Annotated in this window: 25 protein-coding genes; 6 read left to right on the top strand and 19 right to left on the bottom strand. The window is 36.7% G+C overall.

The annotated features are described in order from the left end of the window. Positions 1–141 precede the first annotated feature (141 nt). From R2Q70_RS13065 to R2Q70_RS13030, 8 genes are all read right to left on the bottom strand, one after another. Entirely contained in the window at positions 142–702 is a 561-nt protein-coding gene (locus R2Q70_RS13065; protein WP_316808013.1) for a hypothetical protein, read from the bottom strand. A gap of 136 nt (positions 703–838) precedes the next feature. Next, on the bottom strand, positions 839–1,267 hold the full coding sequence (locus tag R2Q70_RS13060; protein WP_316808012.1) for a hypothetical protein: 429 nt from the start codon (positions 1,265–1,267) through the stop codon (positions 839–841). Between the two features lie 114 nt (positions 1,268–1,381). Continuing rightward, positions 1,382–3,316, bottom strand: a complete 1,935-nt coding sequence (locus R2Q70_RS13055; protein WP_316808011.1) for a nucleoside-diphosphate sugar epimerase/dehydratase — start codon at positions 3,314–3,316, stop codon at positions 1,382–1,384. Positions 3,317–3,344: 28 nt separating this feature from the next. Further along, on the bottom strand, positions 3,345–4,406 hold the full coding sequence (locus tag R2Q70_RS13050) for a GNAT family N-acetyltransferase (RefSeq protein WP_316808010.1): 1,062 nt from the start codon (positions 4,404–4,406) through the stop codon (positions 3,345–3,347). 25 nt (positions 4,407–4,431) lie between these two features. Then, on the bottom strand, positions 4,432–5,469 hold the full coding sequence (locus R2Q70_RS13045) for a GNAT family N-acetyltransferase (RefSeq protein ID WP_316808009.1): 1,038 nt from the start codon (positions 5,467–5,469) through the stop codon (positions 4,432–4,434). Between the two features lie 30 nt (positions 5,470–5,499). Continuing rightward, positions 5,500–6,003 (bottom strand): GNAT family protein, encoded by a 504-nt coding sequence (locus R2Q70_RS13040; RefSeq protein WP_316808008.1) that lies wholly within the window; start codon positions 6,001–6,003, stop codon positions 5,500–5,502. Further along, positions 6,000–6,971, bottom strand: coding sequence for a hypothetical protein (locus R2Q70_RS13035; protein WP_316808007.1), 972 nt, complete (start codon positions 6,969–6,971; stop codon positions 6,000–6,002). The genes R2Q70_RS13040 and R2Q70_RS13035 overlap by 4 nt, the downstream gene beginning before the upstream one ends. 11 nt (positions 6,972–6,982) lie before the next feature. Then, positions 6,983–7,786, bottom strand: coding sequence for a phytanoyl-CoA dioxygenase family protein (locus tag R2Q70_RS13030; protein ID WP_316808006.1), 804 nt, complete (start codon positions 7,784–7,786; stop codon positions 6,983–6,985). A 326-nt stretch (positions 7,787–8,112) separates the two neighbouring features. Here R2Q70_RS13030 and R2Q70_RS13025 point away from each other — a divergent pair, with 326 nt between their 5' ends. Continuing rightward, positions 8,113–8,751 (top strand): acyltransferase, encoded by a 639-nt coding sequence (locus tag R2Q70_RS13025; protein WP_316808005.1) that lies wholly within the window; start codon positions 8,113–8,115, stop codon positions 8,749–8,751. Between the two features lie 24 nt (positions 8,752–8,775). Here R2Q70_RS13025 and R2Q70_RS13020 read toward each other — a convergent pair whose 3' ends face one another. The 3 genes from R2Q70_RS13020 to R2Q70_RS13010 all read right to left on the bottom strand — a co-directional run bounded on the left by R2Q70_RS13020 (position 8,776) and on the right by R2Q70_RS13010 (position 11,127). Further along, the gene (locus R2Q70_RS13020; protein WP_316808004.1) at positions 8,776–9,213 is read right to left on the bottom strand and encodes a glycosyltransferase; all 438 of its coding nucleotides are present in this window, start codon (positions 9,211–9,213) and stop codon (positions 8,776–8,778) included. Between the two features lie 710 nt (positions 9,214–9,923). Next, positions 9,924–10,316, bottom strand: coding sequence for a response regulator transcription factor (locus R2Q70_RS13015; protein ID WP_316808003.1), 393 nt, complete (start codon positions 10,314–10,316; stop codon positions 9,924–9,926). Positions 10,317–10,362: 46 nt separating this feature from the next. Then, the gene (locus R2Q70_RS13010; RefSeq protein ID WP_316808002.1) at positions 10,363–11,127 is read right to left on the bottom strand and encodes a DeoR/GlpR family DNA-binding transcription regulator; all 765 of its coding nucleotides are present in this window, start codon (positions 11,125–11,127) and stop codon (positions 10,363–10,365) included. A 158-nt stretch (positions 11,128–11,285) separates the two neighbouring features. Between R2Q70_RS13010 and R2Q70_RS13005 the strand changes: the two genes are divergently transcribed. The 5 genes from R2Q70_RS13005 to R2Q70_RS12985 all read left to right on the top strand — a co-directional run bounded on the left by R2Q70_RS13005 (position 11,286) and on the right by R2Q70_RS12985 (position 17,896). Continuing rightward, positions 11,286–12,881, top strand: coding sequence for a glycerol-3-phosphate dehydrogenase/oxidase (locus R2Q70_RS13005; protein ID WP_316808001.1), 1,596 nt, complete (start codon positions 11,286–11,288; stop codon positions 12,879–12,881). Positions 12,882–12,898: 17 nt separating this feature from the next. Next, positions 12,899–14,389 carry a glycerol kinase GlpK gene (gene glpK, locus R2Q70_RS13000; protein ID WP_316808000.1) on the top strand — a complete coding sequence of 497 codons (1,491 nt, stop codon included), beginning with the start codon at positions 12,899–12,901 and terminating at the stop codon, positions 14,387–14,389. Positions 14,390–14,423: 34 nt separating this feature from the next. Next, complete coding sequence (locus R2Q70_RS12995) at positions 14,424–15,155, top strand: MIP/aquaporin family protein (RefSeq protein ID WP_316807999.1); 732 nt, start codon at positions 14,424–14,426, stop codon at positions 15,153–15,155. Positions 15,156–15,310: 155 nt separating this feature from the next. Continuing rightward, complete coding sequence (locus R2Q70_RS12990) at positions 15,311–15,985, top strand: 3'-5' exonuclease (protein WP_316807998.1); 675 nt, start codon at positions 15,311–15,313, stop codon at positions 15,983–15,985. A gap of 3 nt (positions 15,986–15,988) precedes the next feature. Further along, complete coding sequence (locus tag R2Q70_RS12985; RefSeq protein ID WP_316807997.1) at positions 15,989–17,896, top strand: DUF294 nucleotidyltransferase-like domain-containing protein; 1,908 nt, start codon at positions 15,989–15,991, stop codon at positions 17,894–17,896. Positions 17,897–17,956: 60 nt separating this feature from the next. On the opposite strand, the gene rplT is transcribed toward R2Q70_RS12985, so the two are convergent. The 8 genes from rplT to R2Q70_RS12945 form a co-directional block, all read right to left on the bottom strand. Next, positions 17,957–18,301, bottom strand: a complete 345-nt coding sequence (rplT, locus tag R2Q70_RS12980; RefSeq protein WP_010600881.1) for a 50S ribosomal protein L20 — start codon at positions 18,299–18,301, stop codon at positions 17,957–17,959. A gap of 72 nt (positions 18,302–18,373) precedes the next feature. Then, positions 18,374–18,574 (bottom strand): 50S ribosomal protein L35, encoded by a 201-nt coding sequence (rpmI, locus tag R2Q70_RS12975; protein WP_010600880.1) that lies wholly within the window; start codon positions 18,572–18,574, stop codon positions 18,374–18,376. A 29-nt stretch (positions 18,575–18,603) separates the two neighbouring features. Further along, entirely contained in the window at positions 18,604–19,173 is a 570-nt protein-coding gene (gene infC, locus R2Q70_RS12970) for a translation initiation factor IF-3 (protein ID WP_051691975.1), read from the bottom strand. 16 nt (positions 19,174–19,189) lie between these two features. Further along, positions 19,190–21,115: a threonine--tRNA ligase gene (thrS, locus tag R2Q70_RS12965; RefSeq protein WP_316807996.1), complete on the bottom strand. Its 1,926-nt coding sequence runs from the start codon at positions 21,113–21,115 to the stop codon at positions 19,190–19,192. Between the two features lie 227 nt (positions 21,116–21,342). Continuing rightward, positions 21,343–22,251 (bottom strand): hypothetical protein, encoded by a 909-nt coding sequence (locus tag R2Q70_RS12960; protein ID WP_316807995.1) that lies wholly within the window; start codon positions 22,249–22,251, stop codon positions 21,343–21,345. A gap of 166 nt (positions 22,252–22,417) precedes the next feature. Beyond that, complete coding sequence (locus R2Q70_RS12955; protein ID WP_316807994.1) at positions 22,418–23,155, bottom strand: (Fe-S)-binding protein; 738 nt, start codon at positions 23,153–23,155, stop codon at positions 22,418–22,420. 26 nt (positions 23,156–23,181) lie between these two features. Then, positions 23,182–24,489 carry an MFS transporter gene (locus R2Q70_RS12950; protein ID WP_316807993.1) on the bottom strand — a complete coding sequence of 436 codons (1,308 nt, stop codon included), beginning with the start codon at positions 24,487–24,489 and terminating at the stop codon, positions 23,182–23,184. 59 nt (positions 24,490–24,548) lie between these two features. After that, entirely contained in the window at positions 24,549–26,441 is a 1,893-nt protein-coding gene (locus tag R2Q70_RS12945; RefSeq protein ID WP_316807992.1) for an ATP-dependent DNA helicase RecQ, read from the bottom strand. Positions 26,442–26,475: the final 34 nt, after the last annotated feature.

Raw genomic sequence — 26,475 nt, 5'->3', positions numbered from 1 at the left:
TTTTACGATAAGCTTTGTGTATTTTACAGACTCCTCCTGCTTACAGTCAATAGAAAGAATCCATAATTCATTCATCGTATTATATTGAATACTGGTTTTCATTGAAAAATAAGCTAATGTGTATAAACGACTTATGAATAGTTATCGGATAAATCCCCAAGCAACCCTAATGCCTATAAAATTATTATTGCTATCACAATCATAGAATTTGCTATTGCTTTCAAACCTTAAGCCAACATCAATATAATCGCGTTCATGAATGTAGAAGATAACCCCTGCTTGAGGAGCATATACAAATGCAGCCTTTTTACCATCTACACAATCGGCTTTATTAAGGAGAAATGAAAAACCTATCTCTGACTGAAGATATAAATTGCTTCGATAAAAATACTTTAGTCCTGCTTTAAAGGGCACAGACCTCAAATCTTCAACTAAATGATTATAAGTCTCCGTAGTAAAAACGTTATTGAAACCTGCATTAACGGTTCCATATAGTTGATTTTCGATAAAAGGGAATTCTGCCTGGATAGACACACCAAATTTACCCCCATATTTTGTCGCCAGGTAACCCGTTGCTAAACCCGTTTCAATTCCGGCACTATATCTTATTCCTGTACCATAAAAAATTTTAGATTGTGCTTTAGAGATTTGACTGCATGCTAATAGCAATACAGCCAGGGCGAGAGTGTTAATAGTTTTCATAATAAAAAATTTAGGAGCATACAACTCCAGCGCCAAAGAATTTTGGTTTATGAGATGTATAAATTTTTACAATGGATTAGAAGAAAGTAGCTCGCAATAGCCGCAAGCTCTTTTTATAGTTGACTATGGAAAGTCGCTATGGTACAATGGGGAATTCTTTAATGTTATTGCGAGGTTTTGAATGATTTAAAACAATTTCCTTCTCATCTGTTTTATCAGATACTTGGCTTAGCAGTTCATTGTATTTCTCTAATAACTGAATGTATTTATTCATCCAAAAATATACTGAATTGGTGTCAGCTTTATTACTATCATTCCGTTGGTATGCATCAAAAACTTCATGAAGCCTGTTACCATGCTTGGTGAATGTTTCAGGAAGCTCAACAGAAAAGTCATGACCGATTACGGCTCCAACTTTCCAAATAATTTCGGGGCTTAAGCTTTTTTGATCAAACCAGTTGTAAATAGTGCGTCTACTAACGCTCAGTTTCCTGGAAAGCTCACTGATTCCCATGCGGTCCTGGCGTACTACACGCTCAAGTACCTGTCCTACATTTAAACTCATGACTGTTAATTTAAATCTGAATTAGATATTTTAAATAGATCAACAACCGGGACGAATGGTAAGTAGCAATTTATGAAAAAATATGATTAAATCAAATTTAGATCATTATATCCATCAGTTAGCCATTAGCAAATCAAGATCGCTGTATCTCGAATTATTACTGATATAATCTGGAACTATTTCTTTCATCTTTTTAACCATAGCAAAATCATCGCCATCATCATTAAGTTCAATTAAATCTTTTATCGCCTTATTTACATATAAATAGCTATAAGAAACTTTTTTTGAGATTTTTATTTTAGGATGATGTGTTTCAATAAGTTGTTCTTCTTGCAAGAGTAGTTCTTCATGCAGCTTCTCGCCTGGCCTTAATCCTGTAAATTCTATCTTGACATCAACATTTGGCGTCAAACCAGCTAGCCGAATCATATTCTCTGCGAGGTCAACAATTTTAATTGGTTTTCCCATGTCAAAGAGAAAAATTTCACCGCCTTTGCCCATTGCTCCTGCCTCCATAACTAATTGTACCGCTTCAGGTATAGTCATAAAATATCTTGTAATTTCAGGATGCGTTACTGTTACAGGTCCTTTTTTTTCAATCTGATTTTTGAATCGCGGAATAACAGAACCATTTGAACCTAACACGTTTCCAAAGCGAGTGGTAACAAAACGTGTTTTCTGTTCCCTATTTTTATAATGTTCCATCAGGTCATCGTCGAAACTATTATTTAACGACTGTATATAAATTTCTGCAATTCGTTTCGATGCACCCATTATATTAGTCGGCCTAACAGCCTTATCAGTTGATATCATTACAAATTTTTCAACCTCAAATTCTATTGACATATCAGCCATGTTTTTTGTGCCTAAAACATTGGTCAAAATTGCTTCTGCAGGATTCCCTTCCATCAATGGAACATGCTTATAAGCTGCAGCATGGAAAACAATTTGGGGCTTATACACCTCAAATAGCGTTCTTAATCTGCTTTGATTTTGTACATCGGCCATAAATAATTTGATGTTTCCGGCCTGAAAGCTGTCTTCTAACTCAAGCTGTAATTCATGAATTGGCGTTTCGGCCTGATCACATAAAATTAACATTTCAGGTTGATATTGAATTGCTTGCCTAACAATTTCCGAACCGATAGACCCTGCAGCACCAGTTACTAAAATACGTTTACCCTGCAAATCTGCCAATATGTTTTGCTTGTTCAGTTTAATTGGTTCACGTTCTAACAGATCCTCAATTTTTAAATCACGCAATTGGTCGGAGCTAAATTTACCATATAACCATTTGTTAGAAGGCGGAACCATAATTACCTTCATGCCTGCACTTACGCAGGTGTCGATAATTTGTTTCCTGTTTAAGGTGTTCACGGAATCTTCAGCAAAGAGGATCTTGTTTATACCACATTTGCGTTTTAAAACGGAAATTGATGATGAGTGATAAACTTTCTTTTGCTCCAGATATTTGTCTACACGATCTTTATTGTCATCAATAAAACCGAATACATTCAGGTTAGATTCTTTATCATTCTCTATTGCTCCTTTAATCAATATTGCTTTTTTTTCAGATCCGTATATTAAGATGTTTTCGGCCTTTTTCTCGTTTTTCAGATCTCTAAAAAATAGGAAGATATTTTTAACACAAATACGCAAAAAAATAAGAATTGAAGACGAGATAAAAAAATTGAGGATAAGCGCCTTATCCATCTGTGCCCATGCTAATTGCAAACCTTGAGCTAGGATTTTATTTAGGCCGACAAATAGAACACTTGTTACAAAGACAGCAAGGAAGACACGCATGATATCAGCTGTATTCGAATACCTAATAATGCCCGTATGCAGTTTCATGATCATAAATACACATATAGCAATTGCGCAGTACAGGCCAACATAAATGTAGTTATGAAAACTCAATACTTTGGTAATATGTAATGTATTTGTTAGCAAGATTGAAACAAATAGTGTCCAAAATACTATTGATTGATCAATTAATAGTATTAGCCATCTTGAATGTGCCTGATCGGGAAATAACAACTTTTTCATACTTGAGAATCATTAAATGTTAAATTATTTACTGGTGAGACATTCTATAAAGCGGAAAAAAATCAACTTTATCATCAATTGAGTTTCCAGCTCGAAGAACGAGGTCGTTATATGCTTTCGGGTTGGCTATGTATCGCCAACTTCTATATTCTAGCGTGAAATCGGAAAATCCTAATTTCCATTCAAATAAAGAATTTTCCTTAAAGCCTAAACCCCCACCTAGATGATAGTATTTCATACCGATATTGCGCCCAAGTAAGCTTACTTCATCAACTAGAAATTTTGCTGGAGAATAGCGGAGGTATTGTGAATCAGTAGCAATGAGGTGTCCCTGAATGATGCCATTATTACACATAATGATGCTTCCACAAATTATTTTATCATTATCATAAACCAAGATCAGCTTTGCTACATATTTGTCTGTATTTAACAGTTTTGTAAAATATTCTTCAGTAAAAAGGTAAAACTCTGATGCATTAATTCGGTTCATATTTTGCTGATACAAGAGCGTGAAAGCAGCAATGTTTTCCTGAGAAGAACAATCCTTTATATGGAAACCCATCTTTCGGCACTTTTTGATACTGTCTAATGTAGTTTGACGGTATTTTTTTCGCTGAATTTCAATCGGATTTCTCAAATCGATAGCGACGGTTTTGCCGTTATCATAGAGACCATTAAATTGTCCTAGTACAATTTTTTGCTCAAAAAATGGATGCATCTTGGAAAAAACCGATACAATATTTTCAGCATCTAAAAATTTAAGAAATGAATTCTTAAATCTCACTGATAATCTCGACGGTATATTAGCGAATGTGAAATTTGAAATTGGTCCTGAATAGCCGTATACGGAATGCAAGTCAAAGTAGCTGGTTTTAGATATTTCGCGTTTTAATAATGGAAGTGCGATGAAATCATCTCCTTCTTGATAAACAAAAAGTAATGGTGCGCCTGCTTCTGTTAAAGAATGATAGTGCCAGCTATGATAGAAATCAGTTTCTACCGCTCGATTCACCAAATTAACCCAATCGCTTTTTTGATCGATTGTTAATGTGCAAACAGTTGCAGGAGCGTTTTCTTTTATAACCGACATAATCAAAAAAATTAATGCAAATTGATTAAGATGCCACTTCTGAAATCCTATAAAGCGGAAAAAAATCTATCGTCGAATCAAGATTTAAAGATTTCTCGATAACAAGGGAATTATATAAATCATCATTTGCGATGTACCGCCAACTATTAAATTCATAGCACAGGTCAGAAAATCCCTTTTTCCAACCGAATAGTTTATCTTCTTTAAAATTTACACCGCCTCCTAGATTAAAGTACTTGTAGCCTAGTTTACGACCGATAACTGTAATTTCATCCGTTAGCAGTTTTGCAGGTGAGTCGAAAAGATAAGCATCTAGTGTGGCAAGTAAATGAACCTGCATAATCTCATTTGTACAAACTACAATCGCTCCAGAAATAGCCTGATTATCTTTAAACACTAAAAATAATTTTGTATCAAATTCATCAGCGCTTAGGAGGTTAACAAAATAAGCTTCATCAAACAAGTAACTTTCTCGTGCTCCAATTCGCCGCATATTTTCAGCATAAATTTTAGTAAAAATCTTAGCATCATTCAGGTTAGTAGATAGATGAACTTCATAGTCTCTTTTGCGAAGACGCCTAATTTTTTCTTTAACACTCTTCCTATAACCCGCTCTTTGAGTTTCGATAGTAGTAGTAAGATCGATAGCTACAGTTTTGCCATTGGAATGAATGCCAGAAAATTTCTCCATCAGAAACTGTTGATCGAAAAATGGATGTAACCTCGAGAACACGGTCACATTTTTTCCGGTAGCTAAAAATTCAAGAAAACTAGCTTTAAATCTTTCCATTAAACCATCATCCAAATCTCTGAAGTTTTTATTTGATATTGGGCCAGCATAACCATATACGGAAGTGAAATCGAAAAAATCGGAATTCGGGATTTTCCTTCTTAATAATGGAAAGGCTATATAGTCGTCATTTTCTTCAAAAACAAATAAGATGGCTACACCACTACTATCTAAAGAATGATAATACCAAGTGTGATAAAAATCATAGTGAAGTGCATTTTTCACATACGCGGTCCATTCCGTTTTTTGGTGGATTGATAGAATTTTTTTCATTTGAGGAGTTCGTTAATTGTACGTTAGGATTTAAGTGGTAAGGGTAATACCCTTTAACGATTTTGCGTCTATCCCCATCCTTATAAAGTTGCCGCTTTGCGTAATTGGTTTAAAGCCTACTTTTTTGTAAATGGAAAAAGCTGCTAGATTATCAGCATGAACCTCTAGAAAAATGCAATTTAAGTCGAGATTGTAGAATGCGTACTTCAGCAAAAGTATTGAGGCGCAATAGCCAACGCCTTTGCCCCAAAACTGCCGTTCTCCAATAAATAAATGAAATTCTGCACTTTCGGTTGTGATGTTCAAAAGTTGGATATTGCCGATATATTGATTATTAATTTTTAAACATATTGCAAATCTCTTCTCGTTTTCACGATTAATTCTATCTAAAATCCATTGGCGCTCCATTTCAGAAGTAATGTATCCTGATGATACGAATTTTGTGAAAACCCAAATTTTAGGGTCATTCCTCCACTTAGATGATATTGTAGCATCTTCGACCGTTAATGGTCTTAAATAAATTTCGGTTTTCATACTAAAGATTTTACAACTTTCACAATCCTTTCCATATCTTCAAGCTTGTAGCGATGATCGATGGGTAGTGCGATTAGGTTATCAGTAAGAAAATACTCAAAAGTACCAGGCAGTGTCCACTGGTAAACATTCGGCCAATAAGTAGCAATAAATATTTTCCGTTCTATTAACTTTTTCTTCAGGCTTGAATCATCTATAAGTAAGGGATAGGCCATAGCCACATCTCCGGAAGTGTAATTCATTTTCAGCAAATTAATGTCAAAAAATTGATCATGTAAATAGTTGAAATTATTTTTTCGTGACGTTATACATTTTTGATAGTTTGTGCTCGCCAGAATAGATTTTGTAATTTGCGACATCTCCAGGATATCATTGTTTACCAGATTTCTGTTATTTTCAAGATAATCAGCGTAACCTTTTTCTATGTTGATATCAACCCCTTTTATCAAATGCGAAAATCGGTTTATGGATTCATCTTGCTGCAGTTGCAAGGGTTTATGAGATCCAATATGAAGATATGCCCCATCAGGCACTCCAAAAAATTTCCGACATGAATAAAATGTGTCAGCGTTATTTATGGGGTGTGTAAAAAATGCCTGGGCATTATCTATTATGATATTTTTAATTTTGTTAGTTAATGATGTAACTATATCCGTTTTTATACCGAAGTAATTTGTATATAATAAACAGCTTTCTTCGTCAATGATAAAATCGATAATTGGAAATAGATTTTCATCAAGTCTGTAATATTTATATGCAATCTTAAGTTTTCGAAGTGGTTCTAATAAAACTTCGCATGTAAAATATGGCAAATAAATTGTTTTAAATTTTCTAATGCGCAAAATATATTCAAGCGCATTTCTCCCAGTATTAAGAGCTATCAGATCAGGATGATAAACATCGCCATCATCAAGCTGTAGACCTATAAACCCACCTAACGACTTCGTTAATGGCATTTTGAGTTCCATTTTAATAAGTTTTAACCTTGATCGGATTTATACATTCTTTGCTCAACAGGCTGATAGTATTCATGCAAGCTTGCCGGAACCCTTGCATTATAGCCTATGATTTGCCTTAAATCTGCGGCCAAAGTTTCCCCAAATTCATAACCTAAATAACGGGGATAATCAAACTGTTGTTTAATGTATGGTTTGGTAAAGCCTAGGGTCAGCGCACGGCGAACCTTTCGTGTATAGTTTATTCCGCCGGCATGCCAAAGATTAGAATCAAACAAAATAATGCTCCCTTTTTTCGCTATTGCTTGCTGCGCATATGATTTAAAATACTTCTCGTCTGGCCGGCGATCTAATTTATGCGAACCTGAGAGAAAATGTGTTGCACCATTGAACAATGTAAAGTCATCAAGAACAATGATCATTTGAATCATAATATTATTTTCACTCGAAAATGTCCTCACATCCCGGTGAATATTTTGAATATATGTTTTCGTTTTCTTTGAATTAATTACTCCGTTGATGCCATTCAAGATGTAATTGCCACCAAGAAAATCTTTAAGCTCCCGATGGCAGTAAAGTTTACTTAACAATTCCAATGAGAAGTTGTCTTTCTCAAGCAAGTGATGTAATGTGCCTTCCATGTTTACTTCAATGCCGTTCAACATTTGAATTTCCCGTCTCATATTGTAGGAGGAATCAAAAGCTGCTATAATATCTGATATTAACTTTTGACTAATTGCTTTTTCGTAGACTACCCAGCCATATTCATCAATAGCCTGCCTAAAATCGGCTAGGGTCGCTCTTTTGTAAATAAATGTATTCTTCACAATTCAAGGTTTTTTAGATGATTAATATTAATTTGATTGATTTAGTCGATTGGATTGATCTAAGTAATTAGGTTCCGAATAATTCTGGATTTTAAGGCTGAACTGGCTAAATCCGCCTTGCGACACTGGATTATCAGCAAAGGAATCACAGTACGCTTTAGCAGCTAAACTTCAAATCCATCTAAGTTGGAGAAAATCATATTATAGTTAATGTAGATGCCCTACCACTTACCAGCGATTATTAGCTTGTTTTTTTGCCTAAAAAAGAATCAAAATTCATTTATATTAGTTATGCATTATAAAACGTAACTTAATATTTGTTGGTTATGAATAAAAACTTCTCAAAGGCAATGAGTGTATTACGTCATAGCAATATTTTGTTAACGCTGTGGCATAATATCATTTTAGGATATTTTCCTACCATTTTACTAATCATCTACAAGCGTACAAAAATTGCAGTTCATCGAACTGCTCAGGTAAACCTAAAAAATAGAATCCAAATTGGTTCTGCCTGGGAAGGTACTAACCATAGCTTTTCAACTTTAATGGTTGCTGAAAATGCTAAACTAATCGTTCATGGAAACTTCGATTTTCACACCGGAATTTTTATTGCGGTAAATAAGAATGCCATACTCGAAATAGGAAGCGGATACACAAATAACGATGTTGATATTTCATGTTTTCATTCTATCAAAATTGGAAACAATGTTGCGATCTCCAAAGGGGTAATTATCAGAGATTCTGATAACCACGAAATCGGAGAAGGCGGAAATGATATCAGTAAACCTATCGAAATTGGTGATAACGTTTGGATTGGCTTGAGAGCAATTATTCTAAAAGGTGTTAAAATAGGAAATGGATCTATCATTGCCGCCGGATCTTTAGTTAATAAGGATGTTCCGGCAAATTGTTTGGCAGCAGGAGTACCAGCTAAAATAATTAAGGAGAATATTAGCTGGAAATAAAATCTGGTAAGCGTTTTACATCATTCAGGACGCAACTTTCATTATTTTTAACATCTGTGCATTTACCAAATTTACGTCGAACTTTTTTTCGGCGAATAACCGTCCGTTCCGCCCATTTAAAACGATATCAGTTGAGTTTGAAAGGTAATGCATCATTGAACCTGCCAGTGCGGCAACATCTCTAACAGGTATCAAGAAGCCATTCCTGCCGCTTGGTAAATCTGTTACAGTTTCTCTGCAACCGACAGAATTACATGTAATTATAGGTCTACCCATAGCCATGCCCTCAAGCAAACATCGTGGTACTCCTTCTCCATAATATGAGGGTAAAACAATTACGGATGCATCTCTGATATATGGCTTCACATCATTTACTAATCCTAAATAGTCGATAACCTCGCCCGATTTAATTTTATGAAAAAGATCCTCGGTAATTGAATCTATATTGTTATAGTGCAGCATTATTTCAATGTGATTATATATGTATCAATACGAATGGAAAATCAGGGGCTATTATTGGAACAACGGCCAGCAAACTTATAGTTGTTTCACCTGTACCAGTAGTAAGTATTCCAAGTACACGGTCATCGAAAAAGTTGACCAGTGTGTGCTACGCCAGCAACATGGTAAATTATCAAAAAGAAATCAGAAAGGTTATTACTTTCGCGGAGCCACTAGAAGCTTCGATAACCATGTTGCACATTGTTAATCCAAAAGAAAATCTTCCGAAAGCAACAGCAGTAGAAACCAAACTTTTAAAAAAAACGGAGCGAAATGTTAAGGTGAAGTATTCAAAACGAAATCTGGAACAAACCTTATGCGAAGATATAAATAGCGCAGTAAAAAAAATTAAACCAGGACTTATGGTGTTTTTTATCCACCGGTCGCAGCCCTATTGGAATGCAATGTTTCACCCAGCTAATATTAAGCCCCTTTCCTTCTACGCAAAAATCCCAATTCTCAGTTTTAAAAAGTGATTACCATATTTACAACAAGTAGTCTTATTTAAAGATGAACTATCTTTATTAGCTTGGTTACATGATAAGACTGCAACTCGCCCAAAACCGATAAAACAATTTGGTTTTTGAATTCCAAAAACTGGAGAGTATGTGTTAAGGTTGCCATATAAAAAAAGAGGCTTTTGCCTCTTTAATTATCCTGATGTTTACTTTTTAAGCTTTAGTTGCACTATTTTCGGCACTAATTTTTAGCTGCTTGTTAATGCGTTGTAAAACATCATCAATATCAAATGGTTTACTGATATAATCGTTTGCAAAGGCTGCGATAGCTTTTTGCTCGCTATTATTCTGAGCAGACATTACTATAATTGGAATGTGTTTGGTGAAAATGTCTGTTTTTAAATCCTCACAAATTTCTGCACCATTACCATCTGGTAACATTACATCTAGTAAAAACAGATCAGGCATGGCATCCTGAATGTTTTTCTTTAATTCGGCGAATGTTGAAGAAAGTTGTAATTCGAAACCTTCTTCTTTTAATAAAATTTCAATGACATTCCTTATTTCCTGATCATCCTCTAAAATGTGTATTCGTTTAGTTTCCATATTCAAATTATATTGTTTTGGTTCAAGTGCTGTTTTTTTTCAAATTCTACACAATAGTAACAGTAACACCTAAGCCCTCTAAATGTTTTACAATTTGTTCAGAAATTCCTTTATCGGTTATAATATGATCAATTTCTTCCAAACCGCATATTTTTCCAAACCCCCTTTTTCCGAATTTTGTAGAGTCGGCTAATACAACCGTTTTTTGAGCTGCATTTATCATTTTACGATTTAGATGAGCTTCCATTGCATTTGTGGTGGTTAGTCCGTAATCTAAGTCGATTCCGTCAACGCCTAAAAACAATTTGTTAAAATAAAAATCACCTAAAACCTGTTCCGCATAGGCGCCCATAACCGATGAAGAACTTTTTCTAAGTAACCCTCCTAATTGTATAACCTCTATACTTGGTTCACGCATCAATTCTAAAGCGACGTTTAAAGCTGAGGTTACAACTGTTAGCGTTGTGCCCGAAGGAATATTTTTAGCGAAATAAAAAACAGTCGTTCCTGATGCTATTACTATCGAGTCGTTTTCGTTTAGTAATGAAACTGCGGCTAATCCTATTTTATTTTTCTCAGTTGATTGTATTTTTTCCTTTTCGTTTACTGGTCGGTCTACGGTGTATGGATTATTTATTGTTGCACCACCATGTGTTCTAAATAGTAAGGTCTTATCCTCTAGAAGTTTTAAATCCTTTCTTATTGTTACAGATGATACTTTCAACTCCTTACACAAATCTACAACATTGATGTATTGATCTCGTTGTAAGCGATTTAAAATAAACTGGTGCCGCTCTGCTAAATTCATCATAAAACTATACTCTCTATTTGAGGTGCAAAATAGCAAATTAAATTTTCAAAACAGATGGTGAGAATTATTTAATCATTTTTTAACATCCTTATTGTATTATTTCGAAAATGATTATTTATACTTGCGTATTGTTTCGTTTTATTATTTTTATAAAGTAAATGGAAAGACTTCACCAACATAATCTTAAAAGCAACAGCACATGGGACATTATCATTATTGGCGGTGGAGCTACCGGTTTGGGTACAGCGCTTGATGCCGTTACCCGAGGCCTTAAAACTTTATTGATTGAACAATCGGATTTTGCTAAAGGAACATCAAGCCGAAGCACCAAACTTGTACACGGTGGGGTTAGGTATTTAGCCCAGCGTGATATTGGTTTGGTTAAACATGCACTGCTCGAAAGAGGTTTATTACAAAAAAACGCCAGGCATTTAGTAAATAAAGAAGCATTCATTATCCCTTGTTATGATTGGTTTTCAGTAGCCAAATATTTAACCGGACTAACCATCTATGATTGGCTGGCTGGAAAATTTAGCTTTGGAAAATCGAAATTCTTTTCCAAAAAGCAAACTTTGGAAATGATGCCTGGCATCAAGGAAGACGGCCTGAAAGGCAGTGTTCGTTATTACGATGGTAAATTTGATGATGCCAGGTTAGCAATAAACATTGCTCAAACAGCAATTGAAAAAGGTGCTACATTATGTAACTATACGAAAGTAACTGCTCTACTTAAAAATTCAAGTAACAATGTGAATGGTGTGGAGCTGCTGGATACTATTACAGGTGAAACATCGCAACAACATGCAAAAATTGTAATCAATGCCACAGGAGTTTTTGTTGATGACATCCTTAAGATGAACAATCCACATTCCAAAAAAATGGTTCGGCCAAGCCAGGGCGTACATGTTGTTTTAGATAAAAGTTTTCTAAAAAGCGAATCAGCACTTATGATTCCTAAAACATCAGATGGCAGAGTACTTTTTGCAGTTCCGTGGCATCAACATTTATTGGTAGGCACTACAGATACTCCCTTAAATGAACACAGTTTAGAGCCAAGAGCATTGAAACAAGAAGTAGATTTTATTATGGCCACTGCTGCTTCATACTTTAAAATAAGGCCAGAGGAAAAGGATATTTTAAGTGTGTTCTCAGGATTACGCCCACTTGCCGCCCCTACCAATGGTGATAGTGGTAGTACCAAAGAAATTAGCCGAGATCATAAACTAATTGTTTCAGCAAAAGGTTTAATCACCATCACGGGTGGTAAATGGACCACCTATCGAAGAATGGCAGAAGAAACTGTAGATCTGGCGGTTCAGCATGCTAAATTAAATGCCAGTCCCTGTATGACAAAAACGTTAAAAATTCACGGGAGTATGGAAACCAAAGGAGATCATTACCTTGATATCTACGGAACAGATAGAGCAAATATTGAAAAGCTGGCTCAACAGGAACCTGAACTAAATGAAAAACTTCATCCTGCTTTTCCCAACATCAAGGCAGAGGTGGTATGGTCTGCAAGAAACGAAATGGCAGAAACAATTGAAGACATTTTAAGCAGGAGATTACGAATTTTATTTATAGACGCTTATGCTGCTAAAGAGATGGCACCAGTTGTGGCCTCGCTCCTCGCCAAAGAACTTAAGCAACAAATTAGTTGGGAAAACGATCAGATCAATAATTTTAATAATTTAGCCAATGGCTATATCTATCAATCGGTACAAACTGAAACACAACCGGCTTTAGCCAAATAAAACTAACCAAATCAATTATGAGCAAGTATATCATGTCCCTTGATCAGGGAACCACAAGTTCGAGGGCGATCATTTTTAATCATAACGGCGAGATTGTTGCCATTGCCCAAAAAGAATTTACGCAAATTTATCCTCAGGCAGGCTGGGTAGAACACGATCCGTTAGAGATCTGGTCTACCCAATTATCGGTAGCAGCAGAAGTGATTGTTAAAGCTGGCCTTTCAGCTACAGATATTGATTCAATAGGGATTACTAATCAGCGGGAAACTACTGTAGTCTGGGATCGGGAAACCGGCCAGCCTGTTTACAATGCTATTGTTTGGCAAGATAGAAGAACGTCATCTTATTGTGATGAAATTAAGGCCCAGGGCTTAGCAGAAAAAATTCAGGAGAAAACAGGTTTGATTATCGACTCATATTTTTCGGCGACCAAAGCAAAATGGATACTGGAAAATGTAGAAGGCGTAAGAGAAAAAGCAGATGCCGGTAAACTGGCCTTTGGTACCATTGATTCCTGGCTGATATGGAAATTAACGGGTGGCGAAAAGCATGTAACGGATGTAACCAATGCCTCACGGACGATGATTTATAACATTCATACTTTAGCCTGGGATGATGAATTGCTAGCACTATTTGGTATTCCTAAAAGTATGCTGCCCGAAGTCAAATCATCAAGCGAAGTTTATGGCGAAACAGCCGGCAGAATTTTAGCAGCAAAAATTCCGATTGCAGGTATTGCAGGCGACCAACAATCTGCTTTATTCGGACAAATGTGTACGGAGATAGGGATGGTTAAAAATACATACGGAACCGGTTGTTTCATGCTTATGAATATCGGAACGGAGCCAAAACTTTCTTCAAATAACTTGCTTACCACCATTGCGTGGCAAATCAAAGATCAGGTTCATTATGCGCTGGAAGGAAGTATATTTATCGGTGGAGCAGTTGTTCAGTGGTTGAGAGATGAAATGGGCCTGATATCGAAATCAGCAGATGTAGAAACATTAGCGCAAAAAGTTAAAGATACTGATGGAGTTTATGTGGTTCCGGCTTTCGCAGGTTTGGGTGCGCCACATTGGAACCAGCATGCCAGAGGAACGATAACCGGCTTAACACGTGGTACGAATAAGTCACATATTGCCCGGGCAGCTTTAGAAAGTATTGCGTTTCAAACCATGGATGTGCTGAAAGCAATGGAAGCCGATGCCGGTGTTGATATTGCCGAATTGCGGGTTGATGGTGGTGCTACGGCGAATAACTTATTGATGCAGTTTCAGGCAGATCTGCTTAATTGCAAGGTAATTCGTCCAGAAATTACTGAAGTAACTGCTTTAGGGGCAGCCTATTTAGCTGGTTTAGCAACGGGCTTTTGGGATAGTATTGATCAGATACGTTCTCAATGGAAAGCAGACAAAACATTTGTAGCAGAAGATGGAATTGATAATACCTCTCGCATTAAGGGATGGAACAGGGCTATAAAAGCAGCAAAGGCAAGCGCTGAAGATTAATTTTTTTAGTTTAGACATTAACCAGATATTCATCATGACAGAATTTGTTGCAGAATTTATCGGCACAGCGCTCCTCATCCTTCTTGGAAACGGTGTTGTGGCAAATGTTGTACTTACAGGCACTAAAGGAAATAGTAGCGGCTGGATTGTAATTACCACGGCTTGGGCTTTAGCGGTGTTTGTTGGTGTTGTTATTGCAGCGCCTTTTAGTGGTGCACATTTAAATCCGGCGGTTACCATCGCCCTGGCAATCGCTCAAAAATTTCACTGGGTAAAAGTTCCATACTACATTTTGGCACAGCTTTGTGGTGCTATGGTTGGTTCATTTTTAGTTTGGGTGATGTATAAAGATCATTTCGATGCTACTGATGATAAAGGACTTAAAGCAGCTCCATTTGCCACAGCTCCTGCAATTAGAAATTTAAAATCGAATTTATTTTCGGAGATATTAGGAACATTTGTGCTGATTTTTGTGATCTTTTACTTTACCAACGCCGAAATGGGAAGCGATAAAACACCAATTGGTTTAGGCTCGCTTGGCGCAATTCCCGTAGCATTCCTGGTATGGGTTATCGGGCTGGCGCTTGGTGGTACTACCGGATATGCAATTAACCCCGTTCGTGATTTAGGTCCGCGAATTATTCATGCCCTTATTCCAATGAAGGGCAAGGGCTCCAGCGATTGGGGCTATTCATGGGTTCCAATTGTTGGGCCAATTATTGGAGCCACGCTTGCGGCATTGCTTTACCTCTCCTTAAATCTATAGAACGAAAACTCCATTGCAGCAAACAATGGAGTTTTTCATTACAATTGAGATAAACAAAAACCTATATAATATTCCAACAAGCCGATAAGCTAAAACAGCGTTTAATTATTATATTTGGATATCACGATTCGTTTTTTAATCAAATATAATTCACCTTGCAAGATTATTTCCTTTTTATAGATACTGAAACTTCAGGCTTGCCTAAAAACTGGAAAGCATCCTATACTCAGGATAAAAATTGGCCACATATCATCCAGATCGCATGGGTGGTGTACGATAAAAATTTGATTGAGTTAGATCGGAAAAACTATTTCATTGAAAATGATGGCTTCAAGATCGAAAAGTCATCTCAGAAAATTCACCGCATCACCACAGAATATCTTCAGGAAAATGGAAAGCCAAGAGCATTGGTTATGAACACATTCCATGAGGCTATCAAAAAATATAAGCCAGTGTTAATCGGTCATTTCATGGAGTTTGATTATCATATGATAAATGTAGAATTTCAAAGGTTGGGTGTTGTTAACGTGATGCAAAACCTAACCTTATTTTGTACAATGAAAGCCAGCAAAGCTTATGTACGAAATCCTGGTGTTGAACTTTTAAAGCTTAACCAATTTTATTTCGAACTATTTAACAAAGAACCCGAAGATTTCCATAACGCCTTATCCGACGCATTAAATACTGCAAGAATTTTCTTTCATTTACTTCGAACCGGAGAAATTGACATCGAAAAGATTGAAGCGCAACAAAAAGAATTCCCGGTACATGGTGTTCCTGATACAAGTAATTCTGTTAAGAAACTGATTAGTCGATTATTTTCTATTTGATTTATGAGCGATAAATTGACCTTTCTAAAAAGCACTGTTCCGTACAGCGAATTGCCTGAAAATGTATTGGTTGAAATCTCTACTCATTTAGAAGAACACTCCTATCCTGTAGAAACGAAATTATTCGACCAGGGAATTCAAAAACTAAAAGGCGTTCAAATTATCAAAACAGGTAATTTCGAGACCTTTTTTCTTGATCATAATAAAACCAAAAGAAAACCAGAAACTTATTTAACCGGCTCAACCTGTGGGGGGATTTCAATTTTATTTAACAAAAGAAAGTCGCTAAAAACAGTAATTGCAACAGCCGGAACACAAACCTATTTTTTACCTCGGAAGGAATTCAAAAGAATATGTTCGGAACATGAAGAATTTTTCGATTTTTTCGCCAATGATTTCGGAAAGCGAATGCTTGATGATGAATATGCTCACTTTTACCGGAATAACAACACTTTAGAAGATAATTACCTGGTCGTTGATCAACTGTATTCTTCCACCATAAAAAGTGTGAGTTATAGAAACATTATCGAAAGCCATGAATCTACCCCCATTGTCGAGGTAGCAAAAAAAATGGCCGAGCAAAAAACGAGTTGCTTGTTTGTTACCAATAACGAAAACCAGTTTGTTGGCTTCGTTACTGATATTACTTTACGCGATCGCGTGATTGCCGGGCAGATTAACACCAATGAACCAATCAGTAGTGTAATGGATGTCGAAATCCTTAGCATATCTGCTGATGCTTATGTATATGAGGCGATTTTATTGATGTTTAGTAGTAAGTCTAGGTATTTATTAGTGGAAGATGATGGAAAATTTGTCGGCTTTCTTAGTCGAAACAGATTGCTCAGTGAACAAACAAAATCTCCATTGGTGTTCATTCAGTCAGTAAAATCTGCTAATACAGTTGATCAGTTAAAATCCAAATGGCAAAAAGTTCCAAACATAGTTGCTCAATTATTAGAAAGAGGTGTTCATGCCGAAATCGTCAACCAGGTTATCACAACAATTGCTGATACCATCTCCAACAAAATTATTGAAGATGTAATTCGTAAACTTGGTCCGCCACCAGCAAAATTTGTTTTTATGGTTCTAGGCAGCGAAGGCCGAAAAGAACTCTCGCTTAAAACAGACCAGGATAATGCAATTATTTACGAAGATACACCGGAAGATCGACGGGCGATGGTACGCACTTATTTTCTGGACTTTGCCACACAGGTTTCTGATAAGCTAAATTACGTTGGGTTCGTATATTGCGATGGCGACTACATGGCAACCAATCCGAATTGGACGCATTCCCTATCTCACTGGAAATACAATTACAAAAATTGGATTGAAGAAGCTTTACCAGAAGCTGCTGTAAAGTTTGCTGCTTTTTTTGATTGCCGGGCAATTTATGGTGATTTGGAAATTATGCAGAATCTCAGAGAGTTCGTTGATGAAGAACTTAAAAAGCCGATTGAAAAATTCTATGTTTATCTGGCGAAAAATGCGCTGCTATACGAACCACCATTAACCTATTTCAAGAACATCAAAACACAGAAAATAGAAAGTAAGGAAGTATTTGATATTAAAACTGCAATGACTCCAATTGTAGATTTGGTTCGCGTTTATGCCTTGCAAAACCGGATTTTTCAGCGTGAAAATACGGGAGAGCGGTTAAGGCAACTGAAGGATTTAGGTGTGTTTAACAAAACGCAGTATAACGAGTTAACGCAATCATATTATTATTTGATGGGATTGCGATTAAAAAACCAGGCTGATCAGATTATCAAACATCAGCTAAGCCCGAATAATTTAATTGAGATCAATAACCTTACAAAAATTGAAAAGGTAACGTTGATTGAGATTTTTAAAACGATTCTGAATTTCCAAAGTGGTATTAAGATGAAATTTACCAATAGCCTCATTTAACAAAAAAGGGAACCAAATGGTTCCCTTTTCTAATATCATAATCGCCTGGGGCGAGAATTTCTATTTTACTGCATCAATTACAGCTTTGAAAGCTTCTGGGTGATTCATTGCTAAATCAGCCAATACTTTACGGTTTAAACCGATTTCTTTTGAAGCAAGTTTACCGATTAATTGAGAGTAAGAAATACCGTGCTGACGAGCACCTGCATTAATACGTTGGATCCATAATCCGCGGAATTCTCTTTTCTTAACTTTACGGTCACGGTATGCATACTGCAAACCTTTTTCTACTGTGTTTTTAGCAACCGTAAAAACTTTACTTCTTGCTCCCCAATAACCTTTTGCAAGGTTAAGGACTTTTTTCCTTCTTCTTCTCGAAGCTACTGCGTTTACCGAACGTGGCATGTTGTTGTTGTTTTTTGGTAAGCGGCGTTCATTTAAGAATCTTTAATGCCTGATACCTGGTGAATTAATAAATTACTTTCCGATACAAAGCATACGTTTAACGTTACCTGAATCTGCATCTGTTACAATTCCTGCATTTCCAAGAGCACGTTTACGTTTAGTACTCATCTTTGTTAAGATGTGACTTTTGTATGCTTTGTTTCTTTTGATTTTACCTGTTCCAGTAAGCGAAAAACGCTTTTTAGCACTGGAATTGGTTTTCATTTTTGGCATAACCTGTTTTTTAATTTATAAACCTATTTTTATTTTTTTGCTACTTTAGGCGCAACTGTAAGGAACATACGTTTACCTTCTAACTTCGGTAATAACTCTACTTTTCCTACATCTTCTAAAGCCTGGGCAAACTTTAACAATAAAATTTCTCCCTGCTCTTTGTAAACAATTGCTCTACCTTTAAAATGCACATAAGCCCTAACCTTCTCACCATTCTCTAAAAAGCTTACTGCATGTTTTAGTTTAAACTGGAAATCATGGTCGTTTGTATTCGGACCAAAACGAATTTCCTTAATTACAGTTTGCTTTGCATTGGCTTTAATTTCCTTTTGCTTTTTCTTTTGCTCGTAAACGAACTTACTGTAATCGATAATTCTACAAACCGGTGGTACTGCATTTGGAGAAATTTCTACCAAATCTAATTCCAATTCATCAGCAAGTGCCAAAGCTTTTGCCAAAGGATAAATCCCCGGTTCAACATTATCGCCAGCCAAACGCACTTCAGGCGATTTAATGTACTGATTAATGTTATGTTCTGCTTCTTTTTTCTTAAAAGGCGGACGTGGTCCCCTGTTAAATCCTGGTCTTCCTAATGCCAAATTTGTATTATTTAATTTAAACTGTTATTTCTTTTCTTAATAAATTGTTGAATTCCTCCAACGTCATTTCGCCTAAATCACCCTCGCCATGTTTACGAACTGAAACTTTACCTTCAGCCATCTCCTTATCGCCGATAATGAGCATGTATGGGATCTTTTTAACTTCCGCATCTCGGATTTTTCGTCCGATTTTCTCGTCACGAAAGTCAATCAGCCCGCGAATATCGGAATTATTTAGTTCATCTAAAACTTTTTTTGCATAATCTTCATATTTTTCTGAAATAGGAAGAATGATAAATTGCTCAGGACTCAACCATAACGGGAAATTTCCGGCACAATGTTCAATCAAAACAGCAATAAATCTCTCCAATGAACCAAAAGGCGCCCGGTGGATCATTACTGGCCTGTGCTTCTGGTTATCGCTACCGGTGTATTCTAATTCGAAACGCTCCGGCAAGTTGTAATCAACCTGAATGGTACCTAACTGCCATTTTCTACCCAAAGCATCTTTTACCATAAAATCTAACTTAGGGCCATAAAAAGCGGCTTCGCCATATTCTACAACTGTATTTAAGCCTTTCTCGGCAGCTGCTTCGATGATTGCATTTTCAGATAATTTCCAGTTTTCATCAGAACCAATGTATTTCGCTTTGTTCTCCGGATCTCTTAACGAAATCTGAGCAGTATAGTTTTCAAAACCTAATGATTTAAATACGTAAAGCACTAAGTCAATAACTTTCTTAAACTCTTCTTTTACTTGTTCTGGCATACAGAATAAGTGTGCATCATCCTGAGTAAAGCCACGTACACGGGTTAAACCATGTAACTCACCACTTTGCTCATAACGATAAACGGTACCAAACTCTGCAAAACGAACCGGAAGATCTTTGTAAGAACGCGGTTTTGTTTTATAAATCTCACAGTGGTGCGGGCAATTCATCGGTTTTAAGAAGAACTCCTCTCCTTCTTGTGGGGTTTTTATTGGCTGGAATGAATCTTTACCATACTTTTCCCAGTGGCCAGAAGTTACATATAGGTTTTTATGTCCGATATGTGGCGTTACAACCTGCTCGTAACCAGCTTTTGCCTGTGCTTTGGTTAAAAAATTAACTAAACGTTCACGTAAAGCTGTTCCTTTTGGTAACCATAATGGTAAACCCATTCCTACTTTTTCAGAGAAAGCAAATAACTCAAGTTCTTTACCCAATTTACGGTGATCGCGTTTCTTGGCTTCTTCAATCATTGCAAGATACTCAGTAAGCTCACTCGCTTTTGGAAAAGTCACCCCGTAAATACGTGTTAACTGTTTTTTAGTTTCATCACCTCTCCAATAAGCACCGGCCACGTTCATCAGTTTTACTGCTTTTACAAAGCCAGTATTTGGAATGTGCGGACCGCGACATAAATCGGTAAACTGACCTTGAGTATAGAAAGTGATTTTTCCATCTTCCAAACCATCAATTAAATCCAGTTTATACTCGTCGCCTTTTTCTGTAAAGTATTTAATTGCATCAGCTTTGCTTACGCTTTCACGCACAAAAGTTTCCTTTTGTTTAGCCAATTCAATTATTTTAGTTTCAATCGCTTTGAAATCATCTGATGAGAATTCCTTATCGCCAAAATCTACATCATAATAAAAACCGGTTTCAATTGCCGGACCAATACCGAATTTAGTACCCGGATAAAGCGCTTCTAAAGCTTCTGCCATTAAGTGCGCTGATGAATGCCAGAATGTCGATTTTCCGGCTGTATCATTCCAGGTTAACAATTTTACTGATGCATCTGACTCGATTGGACGTGTGGAGTCCCAAACTTCGCCATTTACTTCGGCAGCTAAAACATTTCGGGCTAAACCCTCAGAAATTGATAATGCAATTTGATGGGCGGAAGTGCCCTTCTCGTACTGACGGACAGAACCATCAGGTAATGTAATATTAATCATCTACAACTATGATTTGTTCCTTGTTTTTTTGTTATTAAAATTCGGAACGGTTTAAAAAATAATTAGTTCTAATCACATACAAAGTGATTTTTAATTACCGCGAAGATAGGGAAATTTATTAAACGAATTAATCGTGTATTTAATTTTATCCGGTGCCAATTTCTCCTGAAATAAAAAAAGCCTGCTCGATAAAATCGAACAGGCTTAAATTAAGTTAAATGTGTTATTTAGAATGGTCCACCGCCAACTACAACCGTTCTTCCACCACCAAAATTACCGCCTGGCCTGTTATTTCTGAAACGTTTCATCATGTTTTCCATTTTAATTTTGTAGTCTGCTTCGGTAATCAGCTTCGCTTTTTTAGGCGCAGTAACATCTTTTGCACTCACGCCTCTATACTCAATGCTTTTTGCAATGGTACTGTTACCTCTACCTTCAATGGCTAATACCGCACCTTCAGTCCACATTTTTGGGTTTGGTGAAAAATTGAAACCTAAATCGTTGGTATACCAAATGTGGGTTTCTTCAGTTACATCTCGCTCTACATCTAAAATTTTTACGGATCTGGTAGATTTAACAATGACTTCTTTACAATCGAACCCAATGATTTTTTTTGTGGCATCTGTTTTAACAATTTCAATTCTTGGAGGAGCAACAGGTTTAGCGTTTGCGCTATCTGCGGAATTTCTGCCACCCATCCTAAACGAACCAATAGGACCAGATGTTGATAATTCCAGTTTACTTGGCATATAATAAGTTGTATCGTTTAAATCAAAAACTTCACTTAATTTCTGATCAGCAAAGGAATAATAATATTCCCGATTACCACCAGCTCCGCCAAAGCGCATCATCATTCGGCCCATTCCGCCGCCGCCGCCTCCACCGTTGCTATCTTCAGTTTCTTCAACCGGCATGTAGCTGGCATTTGTTGCATTAAAAAGCAATTCGAAATTCGATTTACTGCTCGAGGGCATTCTCGCCTTCATTTGGTCTGGAATCTGCATTCCACTTGCAGCAGCCATCGCCGCAGGGTCTACGGTATTTTCAAACTGAATAGCTCCCGAAGTTTTCTTTTGTGCATCTGCAACAGATACTAAAGTAAACACACTAAATAGCGCTAAGAATATTTTTTTCATCTTATTTATATTTGATTTTTAAAGGTCATGAAGCGACAATAGTTTCATTGTTTATGTTTTGCTCGAGTTTGATTAAGAATTCGGGAAAAGGTTTAATAAAGGTATTGCAGATTTAACATAAATGTTGTTAAAAATCGTTAAACCGCGTTTCATAAAACCTATCAATCTAGTATTCAGTGCTTTCTAACCAACCATTGCATAAAACATCGGCAATATGCATGGTTTTAATTGGCAGGTTATTTTTGTCAATGTAACCCTGAAGATGCAAAAGACAAGAAAGATCCGTAGAAATAATATAATCAGCTTGTTGAGCAAGTGCATGATTAACTTTTTGTTCTGCCATTGCAGAAGAGATTGCATCGAATTTTACAGCGAATGTACCACCAAAACCACAACACATATCATTGTCGGCAAGTTCGAGCATTTCTAAACCATGTACTTTTGATAAAAGCTGACGAGGTTCGTCTTTAATTTTGCATTCGCGTAAAGCGCTGCAAGAATCGTGATAAACGGCTTTACCTTCTAATTCTGCTCCGAAATAATCTTTCTTAGCTACGTTAATTAAAAAATCTGAAAGCTCCCAGATGTTTGATTGCAGACTGCGGCATTTGTTGTGAACGATTGTATTGGTAAATAAATCGTTGTAACCACCTTTTACCATTCCAACACAGGAAGCTGATGGTGCAACCACGTAAGTGTTTTCTGTGAAATCGTTTAAAAATTTAGTGCCAACTTCTTTGGCTTCGTCCCAGTAACCAGCATTGTAGGCCGGCTGACCGCAACACGTTTGCTTTGAATTGTATTCTACTTTACATCCTGATTTTTCTAATAATCTTAACGTATTAAAAGCGGTTTCGGGATATAATTGGTCTACAAAACAGGGAACAAACAATTCTACTTTCATCAACAGGTATTCTTTAGCCTACAAACTTACAATTTTACTATTTCTTTGCGTTCGATTTTTTTCAAGAGCGCTAAAAACACCAGGCCAACTATAAAAAATGATGCCAAAGCGATAATCGAATAACGGATATTTCCGGTGAGATCTTCAATGTAGGCGAAACTGAAAAGGCCAATTACAATTGCAAGCTTTTCAGTTACATCATAAAAACTAAAAAATGATGTACTGTCAGGCGTGTTTGCTGGCAGATATTTCGAATAAGTAGAACGTGACAGCGACTGGATTCCACCCATGATTAGGCCCACAATCGCCGCTAAGGAATAAAATTGATATTCATTGGTAATGTTGTAGCCGTAAATGCAGCAACCAATCCAGATTACCACCACCATCATCAGTACATTTACATTTCCCCACTTCTTTGCTAAAAAAGACATGAGTAATGCACCAGGGATAGCAACCAGCTGAATAATCAGGATAACTGCGATAAGCTTGGCAGTTCCTAATTTTAAAGTTTTTTCTGCGAAACCTGCAGCTGCTAACATAATGGTTTGAACACCCATTGAATAAAAGAAAAACGACAGCAAAAAACCTTTCAATTTCTTTATCAACTTTAGTTGTTGCCAAACTTTAGTTAATTCACTGAAGCCATCTTTTATGATATTAGTTTTTACTTTTCCGGTTTGAGGTGTTCCATTGGGTAGTACTGCAAATGGTATTTGTGAAAAAGCAATCCACCATATGCCCACCAAAAGGAACGATAATCGCGGTGGGAATGATGCATCAACAATCCCAAACCATTCAGGTTTAAGTACGAACAAAAAACAAATCAATTGAAGGACCACGGAGCCCACGTACCCGTAAGAAAATCCTTGTGCGCTAACCCGGTCCTGGTGTTCTTCAGTTGCGATTTCTGGCAAGTAAGAATTGCTGAAAAGCACTCCACCGATATAACCCATCGCTGCAAGTACAAAAAATAAGATACTGATTTGCAAGGTATCCAGCTTAAAAAAATACAAGGCCATACAAGATAATCCACCCATGTAGGTAAAGAATTTCATGAATGACTTTTTATTGCCTCGCCGATCTGCAATAGATGATAATATTGGCAAGGCCAACGCCATCATAAGGTATGCAAACGATAGTGCATAATTAGACAAAGAGGTATTTACAAATGTTCTACCCAGAAAGGTTACTTTATCACCATGTTCTTTTGTAGTGGTGATGATGGTGTAATATGCGGGAAAAATTGTTGAAGTAATAACCAAATTATAGGCTGAGTTTGCCCAATCGAAGAAAGCCCATGAGCGGATGGTTTTCTTATTGTTTTTCTCTATCATGGATAGGTTTTGAAAGTTGTAATTTTTAGTAGTGATAATTTAAAATCGTAATTCTAAAATCAAAGATAATATTTCTTCCCATCAGTTTTTATCTTACCTGCATCTAATAGTTCTCTAATCGAATCCATCCTATCGTTTTCCACACCATTTTTGATGTGGATGACCAAATCATCTAAACTCAACGGCTGTTGCTGAAGTAAAGAAATGATTTCGAATGAAATTTCATCACTCAATTTCGATTCATTCTCTGCTCTTTTTTCTGCCAGGCAAACATCGCAAACACCGCATTTTGTCGCATTGTGTTCGTCGAAATAATTTAATAGCTGAATACTTCGACATTTATTAGATGTAGTGTAAGCCACAACAGCATTAACTTGTTTTAGCAAGATCTCTTTTCTGAGTTCGCGGTACTTTACATCGAGATCAAAATGATCCATATCTACCCTTGCACGAACATATTGCAACTGTGGTTGATCGGTTTGTTGAATATACGTGAGCATTTCAATGGATTGGAGTTTGTTTAGCACAGCGATTATATCTTTAAAAGAGATTCCCAGTTTCTTTGCTAAATCTGCCTCATTAATTTTTACAAACCCATCAAACGCTCCGCCATGAGATCGTAAGATGGTTTTGATTACTCCATCATAGGCTTTATTTTCAATTTGAAAGCGGTAAACATCTTCATGTCCAACAATGAACATCAATCGGGAGGGTAAAAAAACACTTTCAGATAAAGTGATGTAACCATCATGTTCTAAAAATTTCAATGCAGAAATTGTTTTTAACACACTAATGTTAAATCGTTTGCAAAAATCAGCTATATCAAAAGTGAAGGTCAAACCCTCTCCTGCTCCAAATGCCAACTGAAAATAATTTCCCAGATAATGATAAACTTTTCTAATTTCATCTGGCGATGGAAAACTGTTGATGTAGCGAGATTCCAGACTTAAGACATCAGATTGATTGGCCAGTAAAACGGCGTAACTTCGTTTCTCATCGCGACCAGCTCTTCCGGCTTCCTGATAATAGGCTTCTAAACTTTCTGGCAAATCCAGGTGCACTACAAAGCGAACATCAGCCTTGTCAATGCCCATACCAAATGCATTCGTAGCCACCATAATCCGCGTTTTATTTTGCTTCCAATCTTCTTGTTTTTGAAAACGAACATCGCGTTCTAAACCGGCATGGTAAAAATCGGCTTTAATTTGATTGCGGTTGATAAAATTTGAAACCTCAGCGGTTTCCCTCCGGTTACGTACATAAACTAATCCTGTACCCTTTACGTTTCTGCAAATTTCTATCAACTTTTTGTATTTATCTTCCTGTCCGAAAACCACGTAGCTTAAATTATCTCTTGCAAAACTTTTAACAAATACCTGGGGATTTTTCATCTCCAGCTTTTCTACGATATCTTTTCGAACAAATTCTGTTGCTGTAGCGGTTAATGCCAAAATAGGTACATCAGGAAGAATTTCCCTTAGTTTGGAAATCTGCTGATAAGGTGGGCGGAAGTCGTAGCCCCATTGCGAAATACAATGTGCTTCATCAACAGCGATAAGATTAACGTTCATATAAGAAATGCGTACACGAACTAAATCAGACAATAACCTTTCTGGCGATAGATACAGGAATTTGATTTTGCCATAAATGCAATTATCCAGCAGGATATCGATTTCACGTTTTCCCATGCCTGCGTAAATGGCAATGGCCTCAATTCCTTTTGATTTCAGGTTTTCTACCTGATCCTTCATCAACGCAATTAATGGTGAAACGACAATGCAAATTCCTTCTTTTACTAATGCAGGAACCTGAAAACAGATAGATTTGCCTCCGCCGGTTGGCAACAATGCCAGGCTATCATTTCCCTCCAAAACTGAAGTGATGATATCTTGCTGTAAGGGTCTGAAAGCCTGGTGTCCCCAATATTTTTGTAAAATCTCTATTGCTGTCATAAATCGGCGGTATCAAAACTATAAAAAAGCTTGT

The sequence above is a fragment of the Pedobacter agri genome (genome assembly GCF_032678665.1).
Classification (GTDB): Bacteria; Bacteroidota; Bacteroidia; order Sphingobacteriales; family Sphingobacteriaceae; genus Pedobacter; species Pedobacter agri_A.
This window is presented reverse-complemented; position numbering and strand designations above follow the sequence as displayed.